We start from the raw sequence: 19,507 nt of genomic DNA, 5'->3' as shown, positions 1-19,507 counted from the left end.
GGCTGCGATCTTTACCAAGCCAATTGAATGACAAGCGAACACTCGAACGCTCTAGATCAAACGATCACCCGAACGCGGCCCGAGCCTTCGGCAGCGCCTACAGACCCTGTTGCAGCGCCGGGTCGTCGGGGTTCAACTGTTCAAGTTGCGCCAGCAGGATTTGAACATTCTGCAGCTGGCCGGTCTCCTTCCAATAGTTGATCAGCAGCACCCGCGCCTTGCGGTCGGCGGGATAGCGCTGGACGATTTCCTGCAACTGTTTCTGCGCCGCCTCCACTTCCTGCTCGGCATGCAGGGTGGTCGCCAGGTCAAAGCGGTAATGGCGGTTCTCGGGCTCCAGTTCCACAGCTTTTGCCAAGCCGAGCACTGCATACTCGTTCTGGCCGTGTTGCAGCAGCCACATGCCCAGCGCGTGTTGCAGATAAGCCGACGCTGGCTGGGTTTTTAGCTGTCGGGCGAGCAATAATCGTGCGGCTTCGCTTTGGCCCTGTTTGTCCAGCACCTTGATCTGCATGACCAGCGCCGGCAGGTTGTCCGGTTGCAGGCTCAAGGCTTGTTCTAGGGCCCGCTGGGCTTTCTTCAGTTCGGCGTTGTGCAGGTGCAGTCGGGCGAGCTGGTAGTGGGTCTCAGCGGTTTTCGGACCGTCCTCGAGCACCTGTTTCCAGGTGTCGATGGCTGACTGCATCGCCCCGAAATACAAGCCGAGGTCATCCGGCGACAAGCCCAGCAGCGCGTTCACGGCGGCGAACCGGACGTTCTGGTCATCATCCTCCAGGAGCGGGCCGAGCAACAGGCTGCGCTGGCCTGTCGGCACCAGCCCGACGACACTGCCGATGGCGGCCCGCCGCACGTCCGGTGATTTGCTGTGCAGGTCCGCATCCGCCAGCTTCAGGGCTTGGGGGCTGGGATAGTTGGGCAGTTCGGCGTGCAGCCACACACGACGCTTGGGCGAAAGGTCCGGACGCCCCAATTGCTGGTAAAGCATCCGCGCCGCCCCTGGCTGCCCGTTGCGGGCGCTTCCCAAGGCTTCACTGTAGCCACGCTTGATCGCGTCGGGGATCTGCGGCGTGGTGCTGCGTAGCCACACCGCGACAAAACCAATCACCAACAGGACACAAAGGCTGAGGAGCAGATAGCGGCGGCGAGACGAAGACATGCAGGTAATCCATAACCAGGAGCGTGAAATGTCGCAAGCTTCGGTCAGGTGGGGGCTTGAGTCAAACCTTGTGAAGCCTCTGAGGCGCCTTGGGTAAGCTTGCCCAAGTCAATGTGGGAGCAAGGCTTGCCCGCGATGAGGGCGGCACATTTAGCATCAACGCATCTGACACACCGTTATCGCGAGCAAGCTTTGCTCCCACGGGGTCTTCCTCAGCACCCTTTAGCCGAAAAAAAGCCCCGCGTCCAAATGAGACGCGGGGCAAAAATTTGGTTGGTTGCGGCCAACCAAAGGAGCTCGGTTGAGCAGGGGAGATCAGTTGCTGGCAACGGTTTCCGGTTTCCAGCCGCCGCCCAGGGTCTTGTAGATCGCGACGATGCCGCGGTACAGGTCCACTTCGGCCTGGGCCTGGGTGTCTTCGGCTGCCAGGCGTTCGCGCTGGGCGTCGAGCAGCACGAGGAAGTCCACGGTGCCTTCGCGGTAGCGAATCTCTGCCAGGTCAGCGGCGGCGCGGCTCGATTCACTCTGGCGGATCAGCGAGATCAGCCGTTGTTGGCGCTTGCCGTAGTCGCTGAAGGCGTTTTCCGATTCTTCCAGGGCCAGCAGCACTTGCTGTTCGTAGGTCGCCAGGGCGCCGTCCGCCTCAGCGCCGGCACCGCGCAAGCGAGCCCGCACGCTGCCCAGGTCGAAAGCGGCCCAGGTAATGCTCGGGCCCAGCGCCCAGGCGTTGGCCGCCGAGGAGCCGATCTGCGAACCGCGTCCAGCCGTGAAGCCCAGGAACCCGCTCAGGCTGACCCGTGGGAACAGATCGGCCTTGGCCACGCCGATGCGCGCCGTGGCAGCGGCCAGTTGGCGCTCGGCACTGAGAATGTCCGGGCGCCGTTGCAGCAGTTCGCCCGGGTCGCCGATGGACAGGGCCTTGGCGATGGCTGGCAACTGTTTCGGGCTCAGGTCCACGCTGAGCTTGTCCGGGCGTTCGCCCAGCAACGTGGCGATGCGATTACGTTGACGCACCTGTTCGGCCTGCAGCTGCGGCACGCTGGCTTCCACCGAGGCCAGTCGTGCATCGGCACGCACCACATCGAGCTGATCGCCGACGCCGGCATCACGCAGGCTTTCGGTGATCTTGCGCGAATCCTGCTGGTTCTTGAGGTTCGCCAGGGCGATCTTTTCCCGCAGCTGCGCACCGCGCAATTGACCGTAGGCGTCCACCAGTTCGGCGATCATTGTCACTTGCAACTGATAGAGGTCGGCTTCGACGGCCTGCTGATCGGCATCGGTGGCTTCCAGGTTGCGCCGGATACGCCCGAACAAGTCCAGCTCCCAGGCCATGTCCAGGCCCAGGTCGTAACGCTCGGAGTTGATCCGGTCGTCAGTTTGCCCCATCGGATTCTGGCCTTTGCCCAGTTCGCTGCTGGCGCGGCTGGTAATGGTCGGCATGGCGTCATTGCTGGCGTCATCGCGAATCGCCCGGGCGGCCCGCAAGCGGGCGAAAGCCACGCGCAACTCGCGGTTGCCCTCCAGGGATCGGGTCACCAGTGAGTTAAGGGTCGGGTCGTCGAACTGCTGCCACCAGATGCCTTCGAACCGGGCGCGGTCGAAATTCTTCTGGCCGGCGGCGCCGTCGGTGGCGGTGGTGATATTCGCCGCCTCCGTTTGCGGGGCCTTGTAGTCCGGGCCCACGGCGCAGGCACTCAAGGCCAGCACCAGCAAGCTCGGCACGAACGCTTTCAGACTCATTGTTGCGCCTCCAGTTTCAAAGCCCGGGCCGCCTTGCGTGCCTCGCTGCGTTCGACGAAGTTGCGAATCAGTACATAGAAGACGGGGGTGAGCAGCAGACCGAAGAAGGTCACGCCGAGCATCCCGGAGAACACCGCCACACCCATGGCATGGCGCATTTCGGCACCGGCGCCGCTGGAGAACACCAGAGGCACCACGCCCATGATGAAGGCGAAGGAGGTCATCAGGATCGGCCGCAGACGCAGGCGGCACGCTTCGAGGACCGCCGCCAACGGGTTCATGCCTTCGAGCTGTTTGTCCTTGGCGAACTCGACGATCAGGATCGCGTTCTTGCAGGCAAGCCCCACCAGTACGATCAAGCCGATCTGGGTAAAGATGTTGTTGTCGCCGCCGGAGAGGATCACCCCGGTAATCGCCGACAGCAGGGTCATCGGCACGATCAGGATCACCGCCAATGGCAGGCTCCAGCTTTCGTACTGTGCCGCGAGCACCAGGAACGCCAGCAGTACACAGAGCGGGAACACGAACAGCGCGGTGTTGCCCGAGAGAATCTGCTGGTACGTCAGGTCGGTCCATTCGTACGTCATGCCGTTGGGCAGTTCGTCCCTGAGCAGTTTCTCGATGGCTTTTTCAGCCTGGCCGGAACTGTAGCCCGGGGCGGCGGCACCGTTGATTTCAGCGGTGATGAAACCGTTGTAGTGCATCACGCGGTCTGGCCCCGAGGTATCGCTGACCTTGATGAAGGTCGCCAGCGGGATCATCTCACCACGGTTGTTACGCACCTTGAGCTGGCCGATCTGGTCCGGCTCGAGACGGAATTGCTGCTCGGCCTGGACGTTGACCTGGTAGGTACGGCCGAAGCGGTTGAAGTCGTTGGCATACAACGAACCCAGGTAGATCTGCAGGGTGTCGAAGATGTCGCTGACAGCCACGCCATGGGTCTTGGCTTTTTCACGATCGATGGCAGCATCGACCTGGGGTACGTTCACGGTGTAGCTGGTGAACAACCCGGCCAGTTCCGGCACGTTGTGGCTTTTGTTGATGATGTTCATGGTTTCTTTGTACAGCTCGTCGTAGCCCAGGTTGCCCCGGTCTTCGATTTGCAGGCGGAAACCACCGATCGTACCCAGGCCCTGTACTGGCGGCGGCGGGAAGATCGCCATGTAGGCTTCCTGGATCTCCGAGTACTGGCCGTTCAAGGCACCGGCGATGGCGCCGGCCGACATGCTCGAGTCCTTGCGCTCGTCGAAGGGCTTGAGGGTCACGAACACGATGCCGGCGTTCGGGCTGTTGGTGAAGCCGTTGATCGACAGGCCCGGGAAGGCCACGGCGCTTTCAACGCCCGGTTGCTTGAGGGCCAGGTCCGACATGCGCTTGATCACGTCTTCGGTACGATCCAGGCTCGCGGCGTCCGGCAACTGGGCGAAGGCCACCAGGTATTGCTTGTCCTGGCCGGGCACGAAACCGGTGGGGGTGTTGGAGAAACCGAAGAAGGTCAACACCATCAGGCCCGCGTAGAGGACCAAGGCGATGCCGCTGCTACGAATCACCCGGGCGACGGTGCCCACGTACCCGTGGCTGGCACGCTCGAAGAAGCGGTTGAACGGCCGGAACAGCCAGCCACCGAAGAGCTTGTCGAGGAACTTGGAGAAACGGTCCTTGGGCGCGTCATGGCCCTTGAGCAATACGGCGGCCAGGGCCGGCGACAGGGTCAGGGAGTTGACTGCCGAAATCACCGTGGAGATGGCAATGGTCAGGGCGAACTGCTTATAGAACTGCCCGGTCAAGCCACTGATGAACGCTGCCGGGACGAACACCGCGCACAGCACCAGGGCGGTGGCGATGATCGGCCCGGTCACTTCGCCCATGGCCCGCTTGGTCGCTTCCACCGGGGTCAGTCCGAGGCCGATGTTACGCTCGACGTTCTCCACTACCACGATGGCGTCATCCACCACGATACCGATCGCCAGTACCAGGCCGAACAGCGAGAGGGCGTTCAACGAGAAGCCAAACAGGTGCATCACCGCGAACGTACCGATCAGCGATACCGGTACCGCCACCAATGGAATGATCGAGGCGCGCCAGGTCTGCAGAAACAGGATCACCACCAGCACCACGAGAATCAGGGCTTCGAACAGGGTATGCACCACGGCCTCGATGGAGCCCCGGACGAAGATCGTCGGGTCATAGACGATGCTGTAGTCCATCCCGGCCGGGAAGCCCTTCTTCAACTCATCCATCTTCTCGCGGACGTCGTTGGAGATCTGGATGGCGTTGGAGCCCGGACGCTGGAAGATCGGGATCGCTACGGCCGGCTGGTTGTCCAGCAGCGAACGCAGGGCGTATTGGCTGGAACCCAGTTCGACCCGGGCGATGTCCTTCAGGCGAGTGATCTCGCCGTTGGCGCCGGAACGAATGATGATGTTCTCGAACTCTTCCTCATTCACCAGGCGACCCTGGGTGTTGATCGACAGCTGGAAAGCCTGGGCATTGGGTGCTGGCGGCGCACCCAGGGCACCGGCAGCCACCTGGCGGTTCTGTTCACGGATCGCCGTGACCACGTCGGTGGCGGTCAGGTTGCGCGAAGCGGTCTTGTTCGGATCCAGCCAGACCCGCAGGGAGTAGTCGCCCATGCCGAACAGCTGCACATCACCCACGCCACCCAGGCGCGCCAGCTCATCCTTGATGTTGAGCAGGGCGTAGTTGGACAGGTAGAGCATGTCGTAGCGTTTGTCCGGCGAGGTCAAGTGCACGACCATGGTCAGGTCGGGCGATGCCTTGTCCACCGTGATGCCGATCCGGGTCACTTCTTCCGGCAGCTTGGGCTCGGTCCGGGTGACGCGGTTTTGCACCTGCACCTGGGCGTTGTCCAGGTCGGTGCCCAGGGCGAAGGTGATGGTCAGGGTGATCTTGCCGTCAGCGGTGGACTGCGAAGACATGTACAACATGTTCTCGACGCCGGTGATGGCTTGCTCCAGGGGCGCGGCCACGGTCTCGCCGATGACCTTGGGGTTGGCGCCCGGGAAATTGGCGCGCACGACCACGGTCGGCGGCACGACTTCCGGGTATTCGCTGATTGGCAATTGGAACAGCGAGATGGCGCCGGCGATCAGGATCAGCAGCGAAAGCACTGCTGCGAAGATCGGCCGCGAAATGAAGAACTGGGAAAATTTCATCTTGGATTCAGTCCCTTAACCGCGTGGGGTCGCAGCGGCCAAATTGCCTGCCGACTCTGACGCGTTCTTGGATGGCGCGACTTGGGGCAGGTTGCTGGCTTCGAGCGCTTTACGTTGTTGGGCCAGGGCGGCGATGGTTTCTTCACTGGCCATCGGCACGGTTTCAGGCGTGACCGGCGAACCGGGGCGAGCCCGTTGCAGCCCCTTGACGATGATGGTGTCGTCTTTGCTCAGGCCGCTGCGCACGATGCGCAGGCCTTCGATCTTCGGACCCAGCTCGACGGCGCGGTAGGCCGGCTTGTTCTCGGCATCCATCACCAGCACGAATTTCTTGCCCAGGTCGGTGCCGACGGCTTCGTCGTTGATCAGCACGGCGGCGTAAGTACCGCTGCCCACCAGCTTCAGGCGGGCATAAAGGCCTGGGGTGTAGGCGCCGTCCTTGTTGTCGAACACGGCGCGACCACGGATGGTGCCGGTCTGCGGGTTGACCTGGTTGTCAACGAAGTTCATGTGGCCCTGGTGCGGGTTGCCGTCTTCGTTGGACAGGCCCATGTAGACCGGCGTGGCTTGGCCGCGCTGGCCCTGGCGGGCAAGTTGGGTGTACTTGAGGAAGACACCTTCGTCGGCATCGAAGTAGGCATAGACCTTGTCGGTGGAGACCACGCTGGTGAGCGGGGTGACGTCAGCGGTCACCAGGTTGCCGGCGGTGATGTCCGCTCGGCTGACGCGACCGCTGATGGGCGAGGTCACCCGGGTGAAGCTCAGGTTCAGCTTGGCCAGGTCCAATTGTGCCTGGATAGCCGCGGCAGCGGCGCGGGCTTCCTGGGCGGCGCTGGTGCGCGAGTCGGCCAGCTCGGCGGAAATGGCGTTGCTCAAGCGCAGACGTTCACCACGCTGGGCTTCGTTCTTGCTGCGGGTGGCGGTGGCGCGGGCTTGAGCCAGTTGGGCGTCGAGACGACGTACTTCAGCCTGGAAGGGGCGTGGGTCGATCTGGAACAACAGATCGCCTTTCTTGACCAGCGAACCTTCGGTGAAGGCCACTTTGTCGATCTGCCCGGAAACCCGTGGGCGGATCTCGACGGTTTCCGGCGCCTCAAGGCGTCCGGTGAATTCATCCCATTCGTTGACCGGCTGTTCCAGTACCTTGGCCACACTGACTTTGGCCGGCGGCATCGAGGCTGTCGAGTCGGGAGTCTTGCCGCAGGCGCTCACCACCAGCACCGCCAGCAGCGCGAGGGGAAAACGCAGTTTTGAAAGTGAATGTTCCATGGATACCATCCGCCAATGTATTGAGAATGGGCGGATGATGCGTGGCGCAAGGCAGAGGAACGAATCGAATGAAGCAAAGGTAACTATCATTCAGAATGATATAAGCCATCGACAAGGCCTCTATTGCGGGGATCTTGTTAGGGGGCTATCAATGTAGTTGATGGTCGGCGGGTCTCCAGGGAACAGCTATTCGGGCAAGTAGACGTCATGGATGCGCTTGATTGAACCATCCTTGCGAAGTGCGTCAATGGCATCGCGCAAGTCCTCCACCATTTGGGGCGAGCATTGCTTGGAACAGGCCAGGTAGAGATCGGCATGGCTGCCGACCGGGCTCATGAGCAGTTTGCGCTTGGACACCCTCGGCCAGATATATCGACTCTCTGGGACGCCGTTGAACCAGGCATCGATGCGTCCCATTAAAAGCATCTGGGCGGGGTTGTCGCCAATGGCCAGCGTATGGATCTGCCTTTCGCTGAACCCTTCGCTGCGCAGGATCTGTTCCTGCGCACTGCCCAGGCCGACACCAATCTTGTGGTAGGTTTCTTTTGCTTGGGCAAAGCTGCTCACTTTCCGGTCGAGGCTGAAGAAGGCCCGCTCCATGGGCATGATCGAGGCGATCCAGGTGAAGCGTTCTTCACGTTCCGGTATGCGCGACAGGGGAGCGATCAGGTGGTCATGCTCCTCGCTCACGTGTTTCTGCGACCTGGCCCAGGGCAGTACATGGATTTTCATCACATACCCGGCTTTGGCCATGGCTGCCACGGCGACATCGCCAACGATGCCGTGGCCCCTGGGGTCGTTGACAAAGGTCAGCGGGGGCGCATCCAGAATGTGCAGTTCAATCGTCAGGGGTTCACCGCACGCGTTATCGACAACCAGCAGCGGTAACAACAGACAAAGCCTGGATAGCGCTCTGGTGGGGGCATTCAAAACGCGCTTGCTCGGGCTCATGATCAATACTTCAGGCATTGGAAAGTGGTGCGCCATTTTACGGGGCGGCGCAGGAAACAGCGTGTTGTTGGCCGATTTTATGTGATGCAGCCCCCCAAAAAGCGGATTCGCCACAGCCGTTTTATCTGGACAGGCCCGTCTGTTGCATCGGCCTGACTGCGTGTATCTGAAGGTATAGATCATCCCGTCGACAAAAGCCTTGGGTCTTGCAAGTTGACGCCGGATCACGGCGGTTGATTGAACGCTGTGTAGGCGCTGTCGAGTGCAAAGAGGCTGCGATCTTTCCCCAGCCACGTGAGTCCCCAGCGAAAGATCAAAAGATCGCAGGCTTCGCCACCTCCTACGGAGCCCAGCGCGAGCAAGCTCCGGCTCCCTCGCCACGTCGCCAGGCGTATCTGTATGAGCATCCCTGCGTAATCCTGTTCTTACAGATCTGAGGATTCGGCCACGCACGCACCTGTTCGTAGGTGCAGTCTGTAATCCCTCTCCTGTCTGTTTGTGGGGGCATTCCTTTTATTCAGATGGACCAGTACTTGGACCTACCCGGTTTTGCGCCGAGTTCCTTACATTTGGCCCGCTAAACGAACAGGCAGGATGAAAAGCAATAGCAATGATTGATGCTTGGTGGGAACAGCAACAGCAATGTAATTCGCGGTCAGGTGCCCGACGGGCTTGCGGGCAACGTTTGAGAGGCATGCTGGAGGAATACGGCATTTATCCCGTGGCGTTTGCCGAGGTGCTGCGTATCAACCCTCAATGCCTGACGAATTGGAGTGCGCGAGGCATACCTCGGTTGCGGGTAGAGCAACTGGCGCGTTTGCTGAGTGTCAGTAAGGTGTGGCTGGCCACAGGGGAGGGCGAGCGGGCAGGAGATGTGTTCGGGGCGCCGTCCTGCGTGGAAAGGCGTTGCCGGGGTCAAGGGTGAATTCGAGCAGCGTCTGAAAAATGTCATCGACGCGGTGTCCGAAACCCCGATGCTTGGTCGCGTCTATCTGACGGTATAAATCATCCGACCGCCAAAAATCTTGAACTTTGTCTTTTGTTATCAGTTCCCAGAATGAGCGTGCAAAGCGGAACTCATTGTGTCCGGCTTTGCGTCTGTAATTTGTTTCCTAAATATTTGAGCGCTCGCCCATACATTCGTATGGGTGAGCACTGTTGTGGGAATTTTCTGTAAGCCCCCCGTTTGCTTATTGTGGGGTTGTTCCTTTTTCGATGGCGACCACCTTGTTAAACCTATCCAGCTTTGTGCTGCGTTGCTTACAGTCAGTACCACTGAATGTACGAGCAAGATGCAGGGCAATCACGATGGTCAATGTTTGGTGGAAACAAAGTAATCCGCAGTCCAGCGCCCGGCGAGCTTGCGCACAACGATTGAGTGGCCTGCTGAAGGAGTACGGCATCCCTGCCTCGGGTTTTGCCGAGGTACTGCGTATAACTCCTCAATGTTTGTGCTACTGGAAAAGACGAGGCGTACCTCGATTGCGGGTGGAGCAGCTCGCGCGTTTGCTGAGTGTCAGTGAGGTGTGGCTGGCTACAGGGGAGGGCGAGCGGGCAAGTGGGTTATATCGGCAGCGGGAGCAAGATCAAGCAGACGGTACATGAGCCGTCTTCAGATGCGGCAATGGCCGTTGAAAACAAGGAGCAAAAACATGGCTTCAAACAGTTTCCAAAATGAGGTGCCCAAAGCGCGGGTCAATATCAAACTCGACTTGCACACCGGAGGCGCGCAGAAAAAAGTCGAGTTGCCACTGAAATTGATGGTGATGGGTGACTACAGCAACGGCAAGGAGCATCGCCAGTTGTCGGAGCGAGAAAAAATCGACATCAACCGAAATAACTTCGATAGCGTCTTGGGTGAGTTTTCTCCAAGACTGAAACTTAGAGCGAATAATACCCTGGCTGATGATGATTCCGACGTGTCTGTCGAGTTGAAGTTTCAAAGTATGAAGGATTTCGAACCGGAGCAGGTAGCACGGCAGATTCCTCAATTGCGCGCATTGCTGGCCATGCGCAATCTATTACGTGACCTGAAATCTAACTTGTTGGATAACGTAACCTTTCGTCACGAGTTGGAGCGCATCCTCAAGGATGATGCGCTCAGCGATGAGTTGCGAGCCGAGTTGGCAGCGTTGGCGCCAGAAACCGTTCGTTAATTAAAATTGCCGGCAGCCCAGAAGAGTACATTAACTATGTCCGTTGAAAGTTCTAACGTGCAATCGCGCGGCGCTACAGTGTTGTCCGAAGAAAGTGGTGTCTACGCTGCGCTTTTCAGCAAGATCAATCTAAGCCCTGTCGCAGAGTTGGCAGATATCGAAACTTTCCAGCACGCCGAGGCCTTGTCGGAGGCGTCGACTGATGAACGGGTCACTGCCGCTGTCAGCGTGTTCTTGAAATTGCTAAAACAGTCATCGCAAAAAGTGGAGCGTTTGGACAAGGTTCTGCTCGATGAGCATATCGCCTCGCTGGACATGCAGATCAGTCGCCAACTCGACGTAGTGATGCATCACCCCGACTTTCAACGAGTCGAATCAACCTGGCGTGGCGTGAAGTCATTGATCGACCAGACCGATTTTCGCCAGAACGTGCGCATAGAATTGCTGGATATCAGCAAGGACGATCTGGTGCGGGACTTCGAAGATGCACCGGAAATAGCGCAGAGCGGTTTGTATTTGCACACGTACACTCGCGAATACGACACGCCGGGTGGAGAGCCGATTGCGGCAGCCATCTCCGACTACGAGTTCGATCGCAGCCCACAGGACATCGCGTTGCTGCGCAACATCTCGAAAGTGTCGGCAGCGGCGCACATGCCATTCATTGGTTCGGTGGGCCCGGCTTTCTTTGGCAAAAAATCCATGGAGGAAGTGGCGGCCATCAAGGACATCGGTAACTACTTCGATCGTGCCGAATACATCAAGTTGAAGGCATTTCGCGACAGTGACGATGCGCGCTATATCGGCCTGGTCATGCCTCGGGTCCTGGGTCGTTTGCCCTATGGGCCGGATACGATTCCCGTGCGCAGCTTCAACTATATCGAAAGCGTCAAAGGCCCCGACCACGATAAGTACCTGTGGACCAACGCGTCTTTTGCCTTCGCTGCGAACATGGTCAAGAGCTTTATCGCGAACGGTTGGTGTGTGCAGATTCGAGGGCCGCAGTCCGGCGGTGCGGTTACAGACTTGCCGATCCATTTGTACGACCTGGGTACCGGTAACCAGGTGAAGATTCCTTCGGAGGTGATGATTCCGGAAACCCGCGAATTCGAATTCGCCAATCTCGGTTTCATTCCGCTGTCGTATTACAAGAACCGTGATTATGCGTGTTTCTTCTCCGCCAGTTCCGCCCAGAAGCCAGCTTTGTACGACACCCCGGATGCCACCGCCAACAGCCGAATCAACGCGCGCCTGCCTTATATCTTCCTGCTCTCGCGCATCGCCCATTATTTGAAACTGATCCAGCGCGAAAACATCGGCACCACCAAGGACCGTCGTTTATTGGAGTTGGAACTCAATAAATGGATCGGCGGGTTGGTCACCGAGATGACCGACCCGGGCGATGACCTGCAGGCATCCCATCCGCTACGTGACGCGAAAGTGACCGTAGAAGACATTGAAGACAATCCCGGTTTCTTCCGCGTGAAGTTGTACGCGGTGCCGCACTTTCAAGTCGAGGGCATGGACGTCAACTTGTCACTGGTTTCGCAGATGCCCAAGGCAAAAGCCTGACTCACTCCCAAGGAAACGATGCCATGAAAATCGATCGTCCTTTGTGGGCGTCCGGGACTTTGTTGTCTGCGCAACAGTTCCAGCAGCAGGCGCGCTGGGAAGCTTGGGCCAACGAACAGCTTGCTCACCTGGCCTTGGCACACCCATGGGGGGTGAAGGCTGTTGCGTTTGACCTGGACGCATTGCGCCTGGGCAAGCTCAAGGCAACCCGGCTGAGTGTGCGCATGCCCGATGGAACCCTGCTCGATAGTGAAAGGGTGGATCGTTTGCCGCCAGGGCTGGAGTTGGCGCGGCTGCTGCCTGACGATATCCAGCAAACGCTCGTGCTGCTGGCTTTGCCCTTGGAGCAGGCCAACGGTAACAACTGCCTGTTGCAGGAAGGCCGGGCTGATCGGCCGACCCGTTATCGCCAGGACTGGCGAGCGGTACAGGATCTTTATGCAGACGAAGTGCAGTCGATCGGCGTACTGGAGCACGTGCTGAGCCTACGCCTGGATAAGGACGACAACGGCGATTACCTGACTTGCCCCCTCGCGCGCCTGGTGCGCGAGGGGCAGGAGGGGTGGAGCCTCGACTCGACCTACGTGCCGCCGCTGCTCAGTTTCGCCGCGCATCCGGGGCTCCTGGGCCAGCTGGATAACCTGCTGACGCAGTTGTCGGCCAAGCGGCAACGACTGATGAGCATGCGTCGGGAAAGCAATCAGCGCATGGCCGATTTTGCCGTGGCCGATGTGTCGTTGTTCTGGCTGCTCAATGCCTTGAATACCTACCAGCCGGTGCTGACGGACCTCAAGGCGTACCCGCAGCGGCATCCCGAGCAGGTCTACTTGGAGTTGATCAAACTGGCCGGCAGCCTGCTGACGTTCTCGCTGGAACACGATATCGACAAAATTCCCGCCTATCGGCATGCGCACTTGGAAACCGTGTTTGCACCGCTGATACGCACCATCTCCACTTTGCTGGAAGCCAGTCTGCCGTCGCGGGTCATTGCCTTGGTATTGGAGAAGAAGGGCGTCAATCGCTGGGAGGTGACACTCAACGATGAGCGCCTGCGTGAACCTGGTGGTGCGGATTTCTACCTGTCGGTTCGCAGCCATTCGCCGGCGGCGCAGTTGCAGGATCAATTTCCTCGCCTGTGCAAGGCCGGTGCGCCGGACGATGTCGATGCTTTGATCAATGCCGCACTCGACGGCGTGCCACTGAAACCGCTCAGCCATGTGCCGGCGGCGATACCTCTGCGTCTGGAGAACCAGTACTTCGTCCTGGACCTCGGTCATCCCAAGGGACAGGCGATGTTAGCCATGGGGACCTGCGCCTTCTACGTGCCCAGCACGCTGGCGGATGTACAACTTGAACTGTTTGCGGTGCTGCGCACATGAATCTGATCACTTCGAAAAAACACAACGCAACGACGGTGGACATCGATGACCTGTTGCAGGGCACCTATCTGCTGGTGGTCGAGTTGCGCCGAGGCGCTTCGGTGCCCGATAGCGAGGCATTGGGAGACCTTTGTGTGACGCAGGTCGAACAGGTTCGCCAACGGCTCGAGCAGGCGGGGTTGAGCCCGCGTAGCGTCGATCACATCAACCATGCCCAATGCGCATTGCTGGATGAGACCGTGCTGACTTGCACGCAAGGGACTGAACGTACCGACTGGGCCAGGGAGCCGTTGCAGGCCAGGTTTTTCAATCGGCATCAGGCGGGTGAGTTTCTTTACGAGGATATGCGGGAGGTGTTGCGCGAAGCCGCGCCGGATCAGGCAGTGTTGACCGCGTTTCAACGGATATTGACGCTTGGTTTCCGGGGGCGTTACCAGGATATAGCCGATCCGGAGCGCGAGCAGATTCTGGCTGCCCTCAACGCACAAGTTATGCCCCTGGCGTTCAATCCTGGCCCGACTACCCAGGTGGCCGGCAGCGAACTGATCGAGCGTTTGCGCCAGCTACGTTCACCCTTGGTACATGCCCTGGCGGTCGTCCTGTTGTTCGCGGGTGTCTGGTGGGCTATGGACCATCTGTTGAACGGCGTGATCGCCTCACTTTTGCCCGACCAAGCGTGAGGCGCACATGACGCTCAAACTGCAACGAGTTCTTTGGCTGTGGGCGGGCATGCTTGCGCTCGCACTACTGGCCATCATTGCGCTTGCCACTTGGGTACGCGTCGTCGCGATGCTGATCGTGGTGTGCTGTGTTGGGTTGGGCTGGGTGCTGTCCAGTCGCCACGCCGCGCGTCGGCGTGGATCGGTGAACCTGGCCGCGAGCATGTCCTTGCCCGCGGCTTCATTTCGTCGACCGGTCGTACTGGTGTGTGGCGATGACTTGGAGGGCTTGTTCGGCACCGTTGCAGAGGAACAAATGGCCCTGCGCGTGAGCGACCAGGGATGCTACGTACGAGTGCCGGGGGTGGAACAGCTACCGGCCTTCACCGAAAGCGTCCTGGCCGTGCGCCCGGATTGGGGCAGTCAGCTCAGTGTGATGCTGATCGTCAATCCGGCTGCGCACGCCGAGGCCGGCGTCCTGGCGGGCCACTTGCGCACCTTCCGCTACCAGTTCGCCCAAGCGAGAAAGTACGGCGGCGCGCTACCGCTGGTGCTGCTGAGCTACCTACCGACATCGCAAAGCGAAGATCCCTGGTTCTGTTGGGCGAACGGCCAGTCCAGTCCCCGGGTTCGTAATGCCGGTGCCTGCGTCAGTGTGGCCGATTGGCAGTCGCAATCCGCTGATTCGTCAGTGCAAACCGCGCGGACATGCACCGTCGTGCAACTGCGCAGCGTTAGCGTCTGGCTGAATGAAGCGGTCCTACCACACTTGTGGTTCGATGATGCCGTGGGGCCGGCAATGATTTGCGCGATCAAACCAGTACCGGCGTTACCCCTGCTCGTGGAGGGGAGTTTGTGGCAGCAATGGCTACGCAACAAGGTAGCGCTGGACGACAACAGACAAGCATTGACAGGTGCACAGCTGCCGTTCCCGGACCCTGTATTGAACGTGATTCCACGACGCGGCCAAGGCTCTCAGACACAGCGCGCCAGTGTCGTTGCGTTGTGGATGCTTGCGCTGACCGGCGTGCTCGCATTGGCTCACTCTGCGTGGCAAAACACCTTGTTGGTCCGTCAGGTCAGCGACGATCTGCAACGGTACACCTCCCTTTCGGCATTGAAACAACGTGATCGGCAGACCATCGCCCGGCGTGAAGTCGCAGCGCGGGAGCTCCGTCAAGCAGGCCAGCGACTGGACACCTATTACCGCAACGGTGAACCGTTGGCGCTAGGCCTGGGCCTGTATCGCGGCGAACGCTTGCGTACGCGGCTGTGGGCGGTGCTCGCCAATCACCGTGAGCGGTCGCTTTCGATACCCCTGCAATTACCCACCCCGGTACGCCTGGACAGCCTCTCGCTGTTCAGTCCGGGCAGTGCGCAACTCAAACCGAACTCGACCAAGGTGTTGATCGATGCGCTGGTCGGTATCAAGGCCCAACCAGGCTGGCTGATCGTGATTGCCGGGCACACCGATGCCACCGGCGATGCGTCGCAGAACCTTCGGTTGTCCCGTGCACGTGCAGCCGCCGTGCATGACTGGATGCAGCACATGGGCGGCATCCCCGACAGCTGCTTTGCCGTGCAAGGGTTCGGCGCGAGCTACCCGATCGCCAGCAATGACACCGAGGCAGGGCGCGCCGCCAATCGTCGTGTCGATATTCGTCTGGTACCCGAAGTGGGGGCCTGTGCATTTCCCACGGCAGGCCCAGACACGCAACCCCCTGTCGCATCAAGCGACTCTTAACCTCAGAAACAGGAGCTTCCCATGGCAATTCCCATTTATCTCTGGCTGCACAAGGATGCAAACGAGCCCATCAAGGGGTCGGTGGATGTGCAAGACCGCGAGGGCAGTATCGAGGTGCTCGCCCAGGAACACAGCCTTGCGATCCCCACGGATAGCAACACCGGCAAATTGACCGGCGCGCGGATGCACGCACCGTTTGTGTTTACCAAGGAAATCGATGCTTCGACGCCTTACCTCTACAAGGCAGTGACGAGTGGGGAAACCCTTGAGAGCGCCGAATTCAAGTGGTACCGCATCAACGATGCCGGGCAGGAAGTCGTGTATTTCGTCACCCGCTTGGAAAACGTCAAGGTGGTGAAAGTCGCGCCGAAAATGCATGACATCAAGGATCCGGATAAAGAGAAGCACAACCATCTGGAAGAAGTTGCGTTGCGCTACGAAAAGGTCACCTGGACCTACAAGGACGGCAACATCATTCATTCCGATGCCTGGAGCGAACGCCAGAGCGCCTGACACGCCCACGTCGGTGTGTTGGGTTGAGCGTCCGTTCGCGGGCGCTCAGCCAAGCACATCTGCTTTCAATCTTCGCTTGCACCAACACTGAAACCCACACAAGGACGCCCCCTCATGGCACAGAGCGCCACTCGTTTGCTTCGTCGTCTAAATCCCTACTGTGCCCAGGCATTGAGTGACGCGGCGTCGCTGTGTCAAAGCCGTGCCCATGGACATATCACCATCGAGCACTGGTTGCTCAAGTTGCTGGGGCAGGGCGAGGGTGACCTGACGGTGATCGCTCGGCGTTACGAATGGGATCTGGAGGCGCTCTGGTGCGACCTGCTCAACCACCTCGACAGCCTGCCGCGCAGCGTACAGGGCAAGCCGCAGCTGTCGGAGCCGTTGCAGGAGCTGATCAGGAATGCCTGGCTGCGCGCCTCGCTGGATGACGACTACGACCGGCTGCGTTCCGCGCATCTGTTGGGAGCGCTGATGGACACGCCCGGCCTGCTGGTTTGCGCTGAGGCCTGGCCATTGCTGAGCCTCAGCGAGACCCAATTGCAGCGCTTGTTTGTCTTGCTGGATCAAACTTCCGAAGAACGCCCGGAGGTACAAGAACATGTTGCGATGAACGAGCCCATCATCGCCGTTCCCGGTAGTGCGAAACCCGATGCACGGCAGGTGCTGCTGGACAGATTCACCCAGGACCTGACCGCCCAGGCGCAGGAAGGGCAGATCGATCCGGTGTTCGGTCGCGACGATGAAATACGCCAAGTCATCGACATCCTCAGTCGTCGACGCAAGAACAACCCGATCCTGGTCGGCGAGCCGGGCGTGGGTAAGACCGCGCTGGTCGAAGGCCTGGCGCTGCGCATCGCCCAGGGCGACGTGCCCGACAGCCTCAAGTCGGTCAGCGTGCGTGCGTTGGACCTCGGGCTGTTGCAAGCCGGAGCCGGGGTCAAGGGTGAGTTCGAGCAGCGCCTGAAAAATATCATCGACGCGGTGCAGCAGTCCGAAAACCCGATCCTGCTGTTCATCGATGAAGCCCATACGCTGATCGGCGCCGGCAACCAGGCGGGCGGCACCGATGCGGCCAACCTGCTCAAACCGGCCTTGGCTCGTGGCGAGTTACGCACCATCGCCGCCACCACCTGGAGTGAGTACAAGCAATACTTCGAACGCGATGCGGCATTGGAGCGGCGTTTCCAGAAGGTCAAGGTCGACGAACCGGACGACGCCAGCGCCTGCCTGATGTTGCGCGGCCTCAAGGCGCGCTACGCCAGCCATCATGGCGTGCACATCCAGGATGCGGCGGTGCAGGCCGCCGTCAGCCTGTCGCGGCGCTACCTCACCGGTCGCCAATTGCCGGACAAGGCGGTTGACCTGCTGGACACGGCCAGCGCACGGGTGCGCATGAGTGTGGACTGCGAACCGCAGGCGCTGGTTCGTGTCAAGGCGCGCAAAGTTGCCCTGGAACTGGAGCGTCAAGCGCTGGAAGTAGACCAGGGCCTTAGCGGCAACGTTGATACGGAACGCCTGGCGCAAATCGCGGCGCAACACACTGAGTTGGAACATCAGCGAGTTGAGCTGGTGCGCGAATACATGCAGGTGCTCGATTTGTCCCAGAAACTGCTTGATGCGCGCGAGGCTGGAGTATCGCAGCAGCAAACGTGTGGGCAGTTGCAACGACAGCTGGATGCAATCCAAGGCAATCGACCTCTGTTGTCCCTGGATGTCGACGCGCGCAGCGTGGCTGAGGTAATTGCCGATTGGACTGGCGTACCGCTGGGCAGCCTACTCAAGGACGAACAAGCCAACCTGCTGGAGCTGGAACAGCAATTGGCCGAGCGCGTGATCGGCCAGGCCCCCGCACTTAATGCAATGGCCCAGCGCCTGCGTGCGGCCAAGGCCGGGCTCACCGATGACAAGGGGCCCTTGGGTGTTTTCCTGTTGGTGGGCAGCAGCGGGGTCGGCAAGACCGAAACCGCCCTGGCCCTGGCCGACAGCCTGTTCGGTGGCGAAAAATCCCTTATCACCCTCAACCTTTCCGAGTACCAGGAAGCCCACACCGTCAGCCAGCTCAAGGGCTCGCCGCCCGGTTACGTCGGCTATGGGCAGGGCGGCGTGCTGACCGAAGCCGTGCGCCAGCGGCCCTACAGTGTCGTGCTGCTCGACGAAGTGGAAAAAGCCCACCGCGACGTTCTCAATCTGTTCTACCAAGTCTTCGATCGCGGCTTCATTCGCGATGGGGAAGGGCGCGAGATCGACTTTCGCAACACCGTCATCCTCATGACCTCCAACCTGGGCAGCGAGCCATTGCAGGCCTGCTTGCAGGCGCAACCCGACGCGCCGGACAGCGTGCTGCATGACCTGATGCGACCGATCCTGCGTGAACATTTTCAGCCGGCTCTCCTGGCCCGCTTCCAGACCCTCATCTACCGCCCTCTGCAAGAGGATGCCCTGCAACGCATCGTCGCGATCAAGCTGGGGCAGGTCGCCAAGCGGTTGCAGCGCCACTATGGCTTGCACTGCGAGATCGACGACGCTCTCAACCAGGCCCTGGTCGCCGCCTGCCTGCTGCCCGACACCGGTGCACGCAACATCGATAGCCTGCTTAACGAACAGATCCTGCCGGTGCTGAGCCAACAGTTGTTGCAACGTCGGGCAGCGCAGTTGCGGACCCGCGTGGTGCACCTGGGTCATTGCCAGGAGGAGGGGATTACCCTGCGCTTCGTCGATGCCGCAGACGCTGCCGGGGCTGTCGATATGGAGCCCGCGCAATGAACATGCCCATCTTCTTCGACCACAGCCGCCACACCCTGAGCGTCTACAACCTCAAGGCCCGCCTCGACGTCCTGGCCTTCGCCGGCGAAGAACACCTGAGCCGGCCCTACCATTACCGCATCGAATTCACCTGCACCGAGCGCGACCTGGCGGCCACCGACCTGCTCAACCACAGCGCCCATTTCAGCCTGTACCCGATGCCGCCACCGCCGACACCGAAGGGCTTCAAGCCCCCGGTGATCAAGCCGCTGCGCACCTTCCACGGTGCGGTCACCGAGTTCAAGCGCCTGTCCGGCTCCCACGACGAAGCCCGCTACGAAATCACCCTGCAACCGCGTTTCGCCCTGCTGGGCCGGGGCAAACAGTTCCGCATCTACCAGTACCAGTCGGTGCCGGAGATCGTCGAGCACATCCTGCGCACGCGCC

The 19,507-nt window shown here is 60.2% G+C and carries 13 protein-coding genes; 8 read left to right on the top strand and 5 right to left on the bottom strand.

The features are described 5' to 3' along the window. Positions 1–97 precede the first annotated feature (97 nt). The 5 genes from AACY31_RS20675 to AACY31_RS20655 all read right to left on the bottom strand — a co-directional run bounded on the left by AACY31_RS20675 (position 98) and on the right by AACY31_RS20655 (position 8,292). Complete coding sequence (locus AACY31_RS20675; protein ID WP_339482834.1) at positions 98–1,156, bottom strand: tetratricopeptide repeat protein; 1,059 nt, start codon at positions 1,154–1,156, stop codon at positions 98–100. A 315-nt stretch (positions 1,157–1,471) separates the two neighbouring features. Then, positions 1,472–2,896: a TolC family protein gene (locus AACY31_RS20670; RefSeq protein WP_339482835.1), complete on the bottom strand. Its 1,425-nt coding sequence runs from the start codon at positions 2,894–2,896 to the stop codon at positions 1,472–1,474. Continuing rightward, positions 2,893–6,072, bottom strand: coding sequence for an efflux RND transporter permease subunit (locus AACY31_RS20665; protein ID WP_339482837.1), 3,180 nt, complete (start codon positions 6,070–6,072; stop codon positions 2,893–2,895). The genes AACY31_RS20670 and AACY31_RS20665 overlap by 4 nt, the downstream gene beginning before the upstream one ends. 15 nt (positions 6,073–6,087) lie before the next feature. Continuing rightward, the gene (gene mexE, locus AACY31_RS20660) at positions 6,088–7,341 is read right to left on the bottom strand and encodes a multidrug efflux RND transporter periplasmic adaptor subunit MexE (RefSeq protein ID WP_339482838.1); all 1,254 of its coding nucleotides are present in this window, start codon (positions 7,339–7,341) and stop codon (positions 6,088–6,090) included. 186 nt (positions 7,342–7,527) lie between these two features. After that, positions 7,528–8,292: a substrate-binding periplasmic protein gene (locus tag AACY31_RS20655; RefSeq protein WP_339482852.1), complete on the bottom strand. Its 765-nt coding sequence runs from the start codon at positions 8,290–8,292 to the stop codon at positions 7,528–7,530. A gap of 1,652 nt (positions 8,293–9,944) precedes the next feature. Between AACY31_RS20655 and tssB the strand changes: the two genes are divergently transcribed. From tssB to AACY31_RS20615, 8 genes are all read left to right on the top strand, one after another. Then, the gene (gene tssB, locus AACY31_RS20650; protein ID WP_339482854.1) at positions 9,945–10,448 is read left to right on the top strand and encodes a type VI secretion system contractile sheath small subunit; all 504 of its coding nucleotides are present in this window, start codon (positions 9,945–9,947) and stop codon (positions 10,446–10,448) included. 36 nt (positions 10,449–10,484) lie between these two features. After that, positions 10,485–12,020: a type VI secretion system contractile sheath large subunit gene (gene tssC, locus AACY31_RS20645; RefSeq protein ID WP_339492610.1), complete on the top strand. Its 1,536-nt coding sequence runs from the start codon at positions 10,485–10,487 to the stop codon at positions 12,018–12,020. Between the two features lie 23 nt (positions 12,021–12,043). Then, positions 12,044–13,399, top strand: a complete 1,356-nt coding sequence (tssK, locus tag AACY31_RS20640; protein WP_339505038.1) for a type VI secretion system baseplate subunit TssK — start codon at positions 12,044–12,046, stop codon at positions 13,397–13,399. Continuing rightward, on the top strand, positions 13,396–14,079 hold the full coding sequence (gene tssL / locus AACY31_RS20635; protein ID WP_339482842.1) for a type VI secretion system protein TssL, short form: 684 nt from the start codon (positions 13,396–13,398) through the stop codon (positions 14,077–14,079). The genes tssK and tssL overlap by 4 nt, the downstream gene beginning before the upstream one ends. Positions 14,080–14,086: 7 nt before the next feature. Continuing rightward, positions 14,087–15,802 carry an OmpA family protein gene (locus AACY31_RS20630; protein WP_339482843.1) on the top strand — a complete coding sequence of 572 codons (1,716 nt, stop codon included), beginning with the start codon at positions 14,087–14,089 and terminating at the stop codon, positions 15,800–15,802. 21 nt (positions 15,803–15,823) lie between these two features. Further along, on the top strand, positions 15,824–16,315 hold the full coding sequence (locus AACY31_RS20625) for an Hcp family type VI secretion system effector (protein ID WP_339482844.1): 492 nt from the start codon (positions 15,824–15,826) through the stop codon (positions 16,313–16,315). 114 nt (positions 16,316–16,429) lie between these two features. Next, positions 16,430–19,081 carry a type VI secretion system ATPase TssH gene (gene tssH / locus AACY31_RS20620; RefSeq protein WP_339492607.1) on the top strand — a complete coding sequence of 884 codons (2,652 nt, stop codon included), beginning with the start codon at positions 16,430–16,432 and terminating at the stop codon, positions 19,079–19,081. Next, a partial coding sequence (locus AACY31_RS20615) for a contractile injection system protein, VgrG/Pvc8 family (RefSeq protein ID WP_339482848.1) occupies positions 19,078–19,507 on the top strand: 430 nt, incomplete at its 3' end. The genes tssH and AACY31_RS20615, both read left to right, overlap by 4 nt.

Origin of the sequence: Pseudomonas sp. RL_105y_Pfl2_101 (assembly GCF_963970585.1) — a bacterium.
In the GTDB taxonomy this organism is placed as follows: Bacteria; Pseudomonadota; Gammaproteobacteria; order Pseudomonadales; family Pseudomonadaceae; genus Aquipseudomonas.
The sequence above is the reverse complement of the archived record's forward strand: the minus strand, read 5'-3'. Positions and strand labels throughout refer to the sequence as shown.

What these genes read in the sequence shown, in the direction of transcription:
- AACY31_RS20675 (WP_339482834.1), bottom strand. Translation starts at nt 1,156, where the DNA reads ATGTCTTCGTCTCGCCGCCGCTATCTGCTCCTCAGCCTTTGTGTCCTG.
- AACY31_RS20670 (WP_339482835.1), bottom strand. Translation starts at nt 2,896, where the DNA reads ATGAGTCTGAAAGCGTTCGTGCCGAGCTTGCTGGTGCTGGCCTTGAGT.
- AACY31_RS20665 (WP_339482837.1), bottom strand. Translation starts at nt 6,072, where the DNA reads ATGAAATTTTCCCAGTTCTTCATTTCGCGGCCGATCTTCGCAGCAGTG.
- mexE (WP_339482838.1), bottom strand. Translation starts at nt 7,341, where the DNA reads ATGGAACATTCACTTTCAAAACTGCGTTTTCCCCTCGCGCTGCTGGCG.
- AACY31_RS20655 (WP_339482852.1), bottom strand. Translation starts at nt 8,292, where the DNA reads ATGAGCCCGAGCAAGCGCGTTTTGAATGCCCCCACCAGAGCGCTATCC.
- tssB (WP_339482854.1), top strand. Translation starts at nt 9,945, where the DNA reads ATGGCTTCAAACAGTTTCCAAAATGAGGTGCCCAAAGCGCGGGTCAAT.
- tssC (WP_339492610.1), top strand. Translation starts at nt 10,485, where the DNA reads ATGTCCGTTGAAAGTTCTAACGTGCAATCGCGCGGCGCTACAGTGTTG.
- tssK (WP_339505038.1), top strand. Translation starts at nt 12,044, where the DNA reads ATGAAAATCGATCGTCCTTTGTGGGCGTCCGGGACTTTGTTGTCTGCG.
- tssL (WP_339482842.1), top strand. Translation starts at nt 13,396, where the DNA reads ATGAATCTGATCACTTCGAAAAAACACAACGCAACGACGGTGGACATC.
- AACY31_RS20630 (WP_339482843.1), top strand. Translation starts at nt 14,087, where the DNA reads ATGACGCTCAAACTGCAACGAGTTCTTTGGCTGTGGGCGGGCATGCTT.
- AACY31_RS20625 (WP_339482844.1), top strand. Translation starts at nt 15,824, where the DNA reads ATGGCAATTCCCATTTATCTCTGGCTGCACAAGGATGCAAACGAGCCC.
- tssH (WP_339492607.1), top strand. Translation starts at nt 16,430, where the DNA reads ATGGCACAGAGCGCCACTCGTTTGCTTCGTCGTCTAAATCCCTACTGT.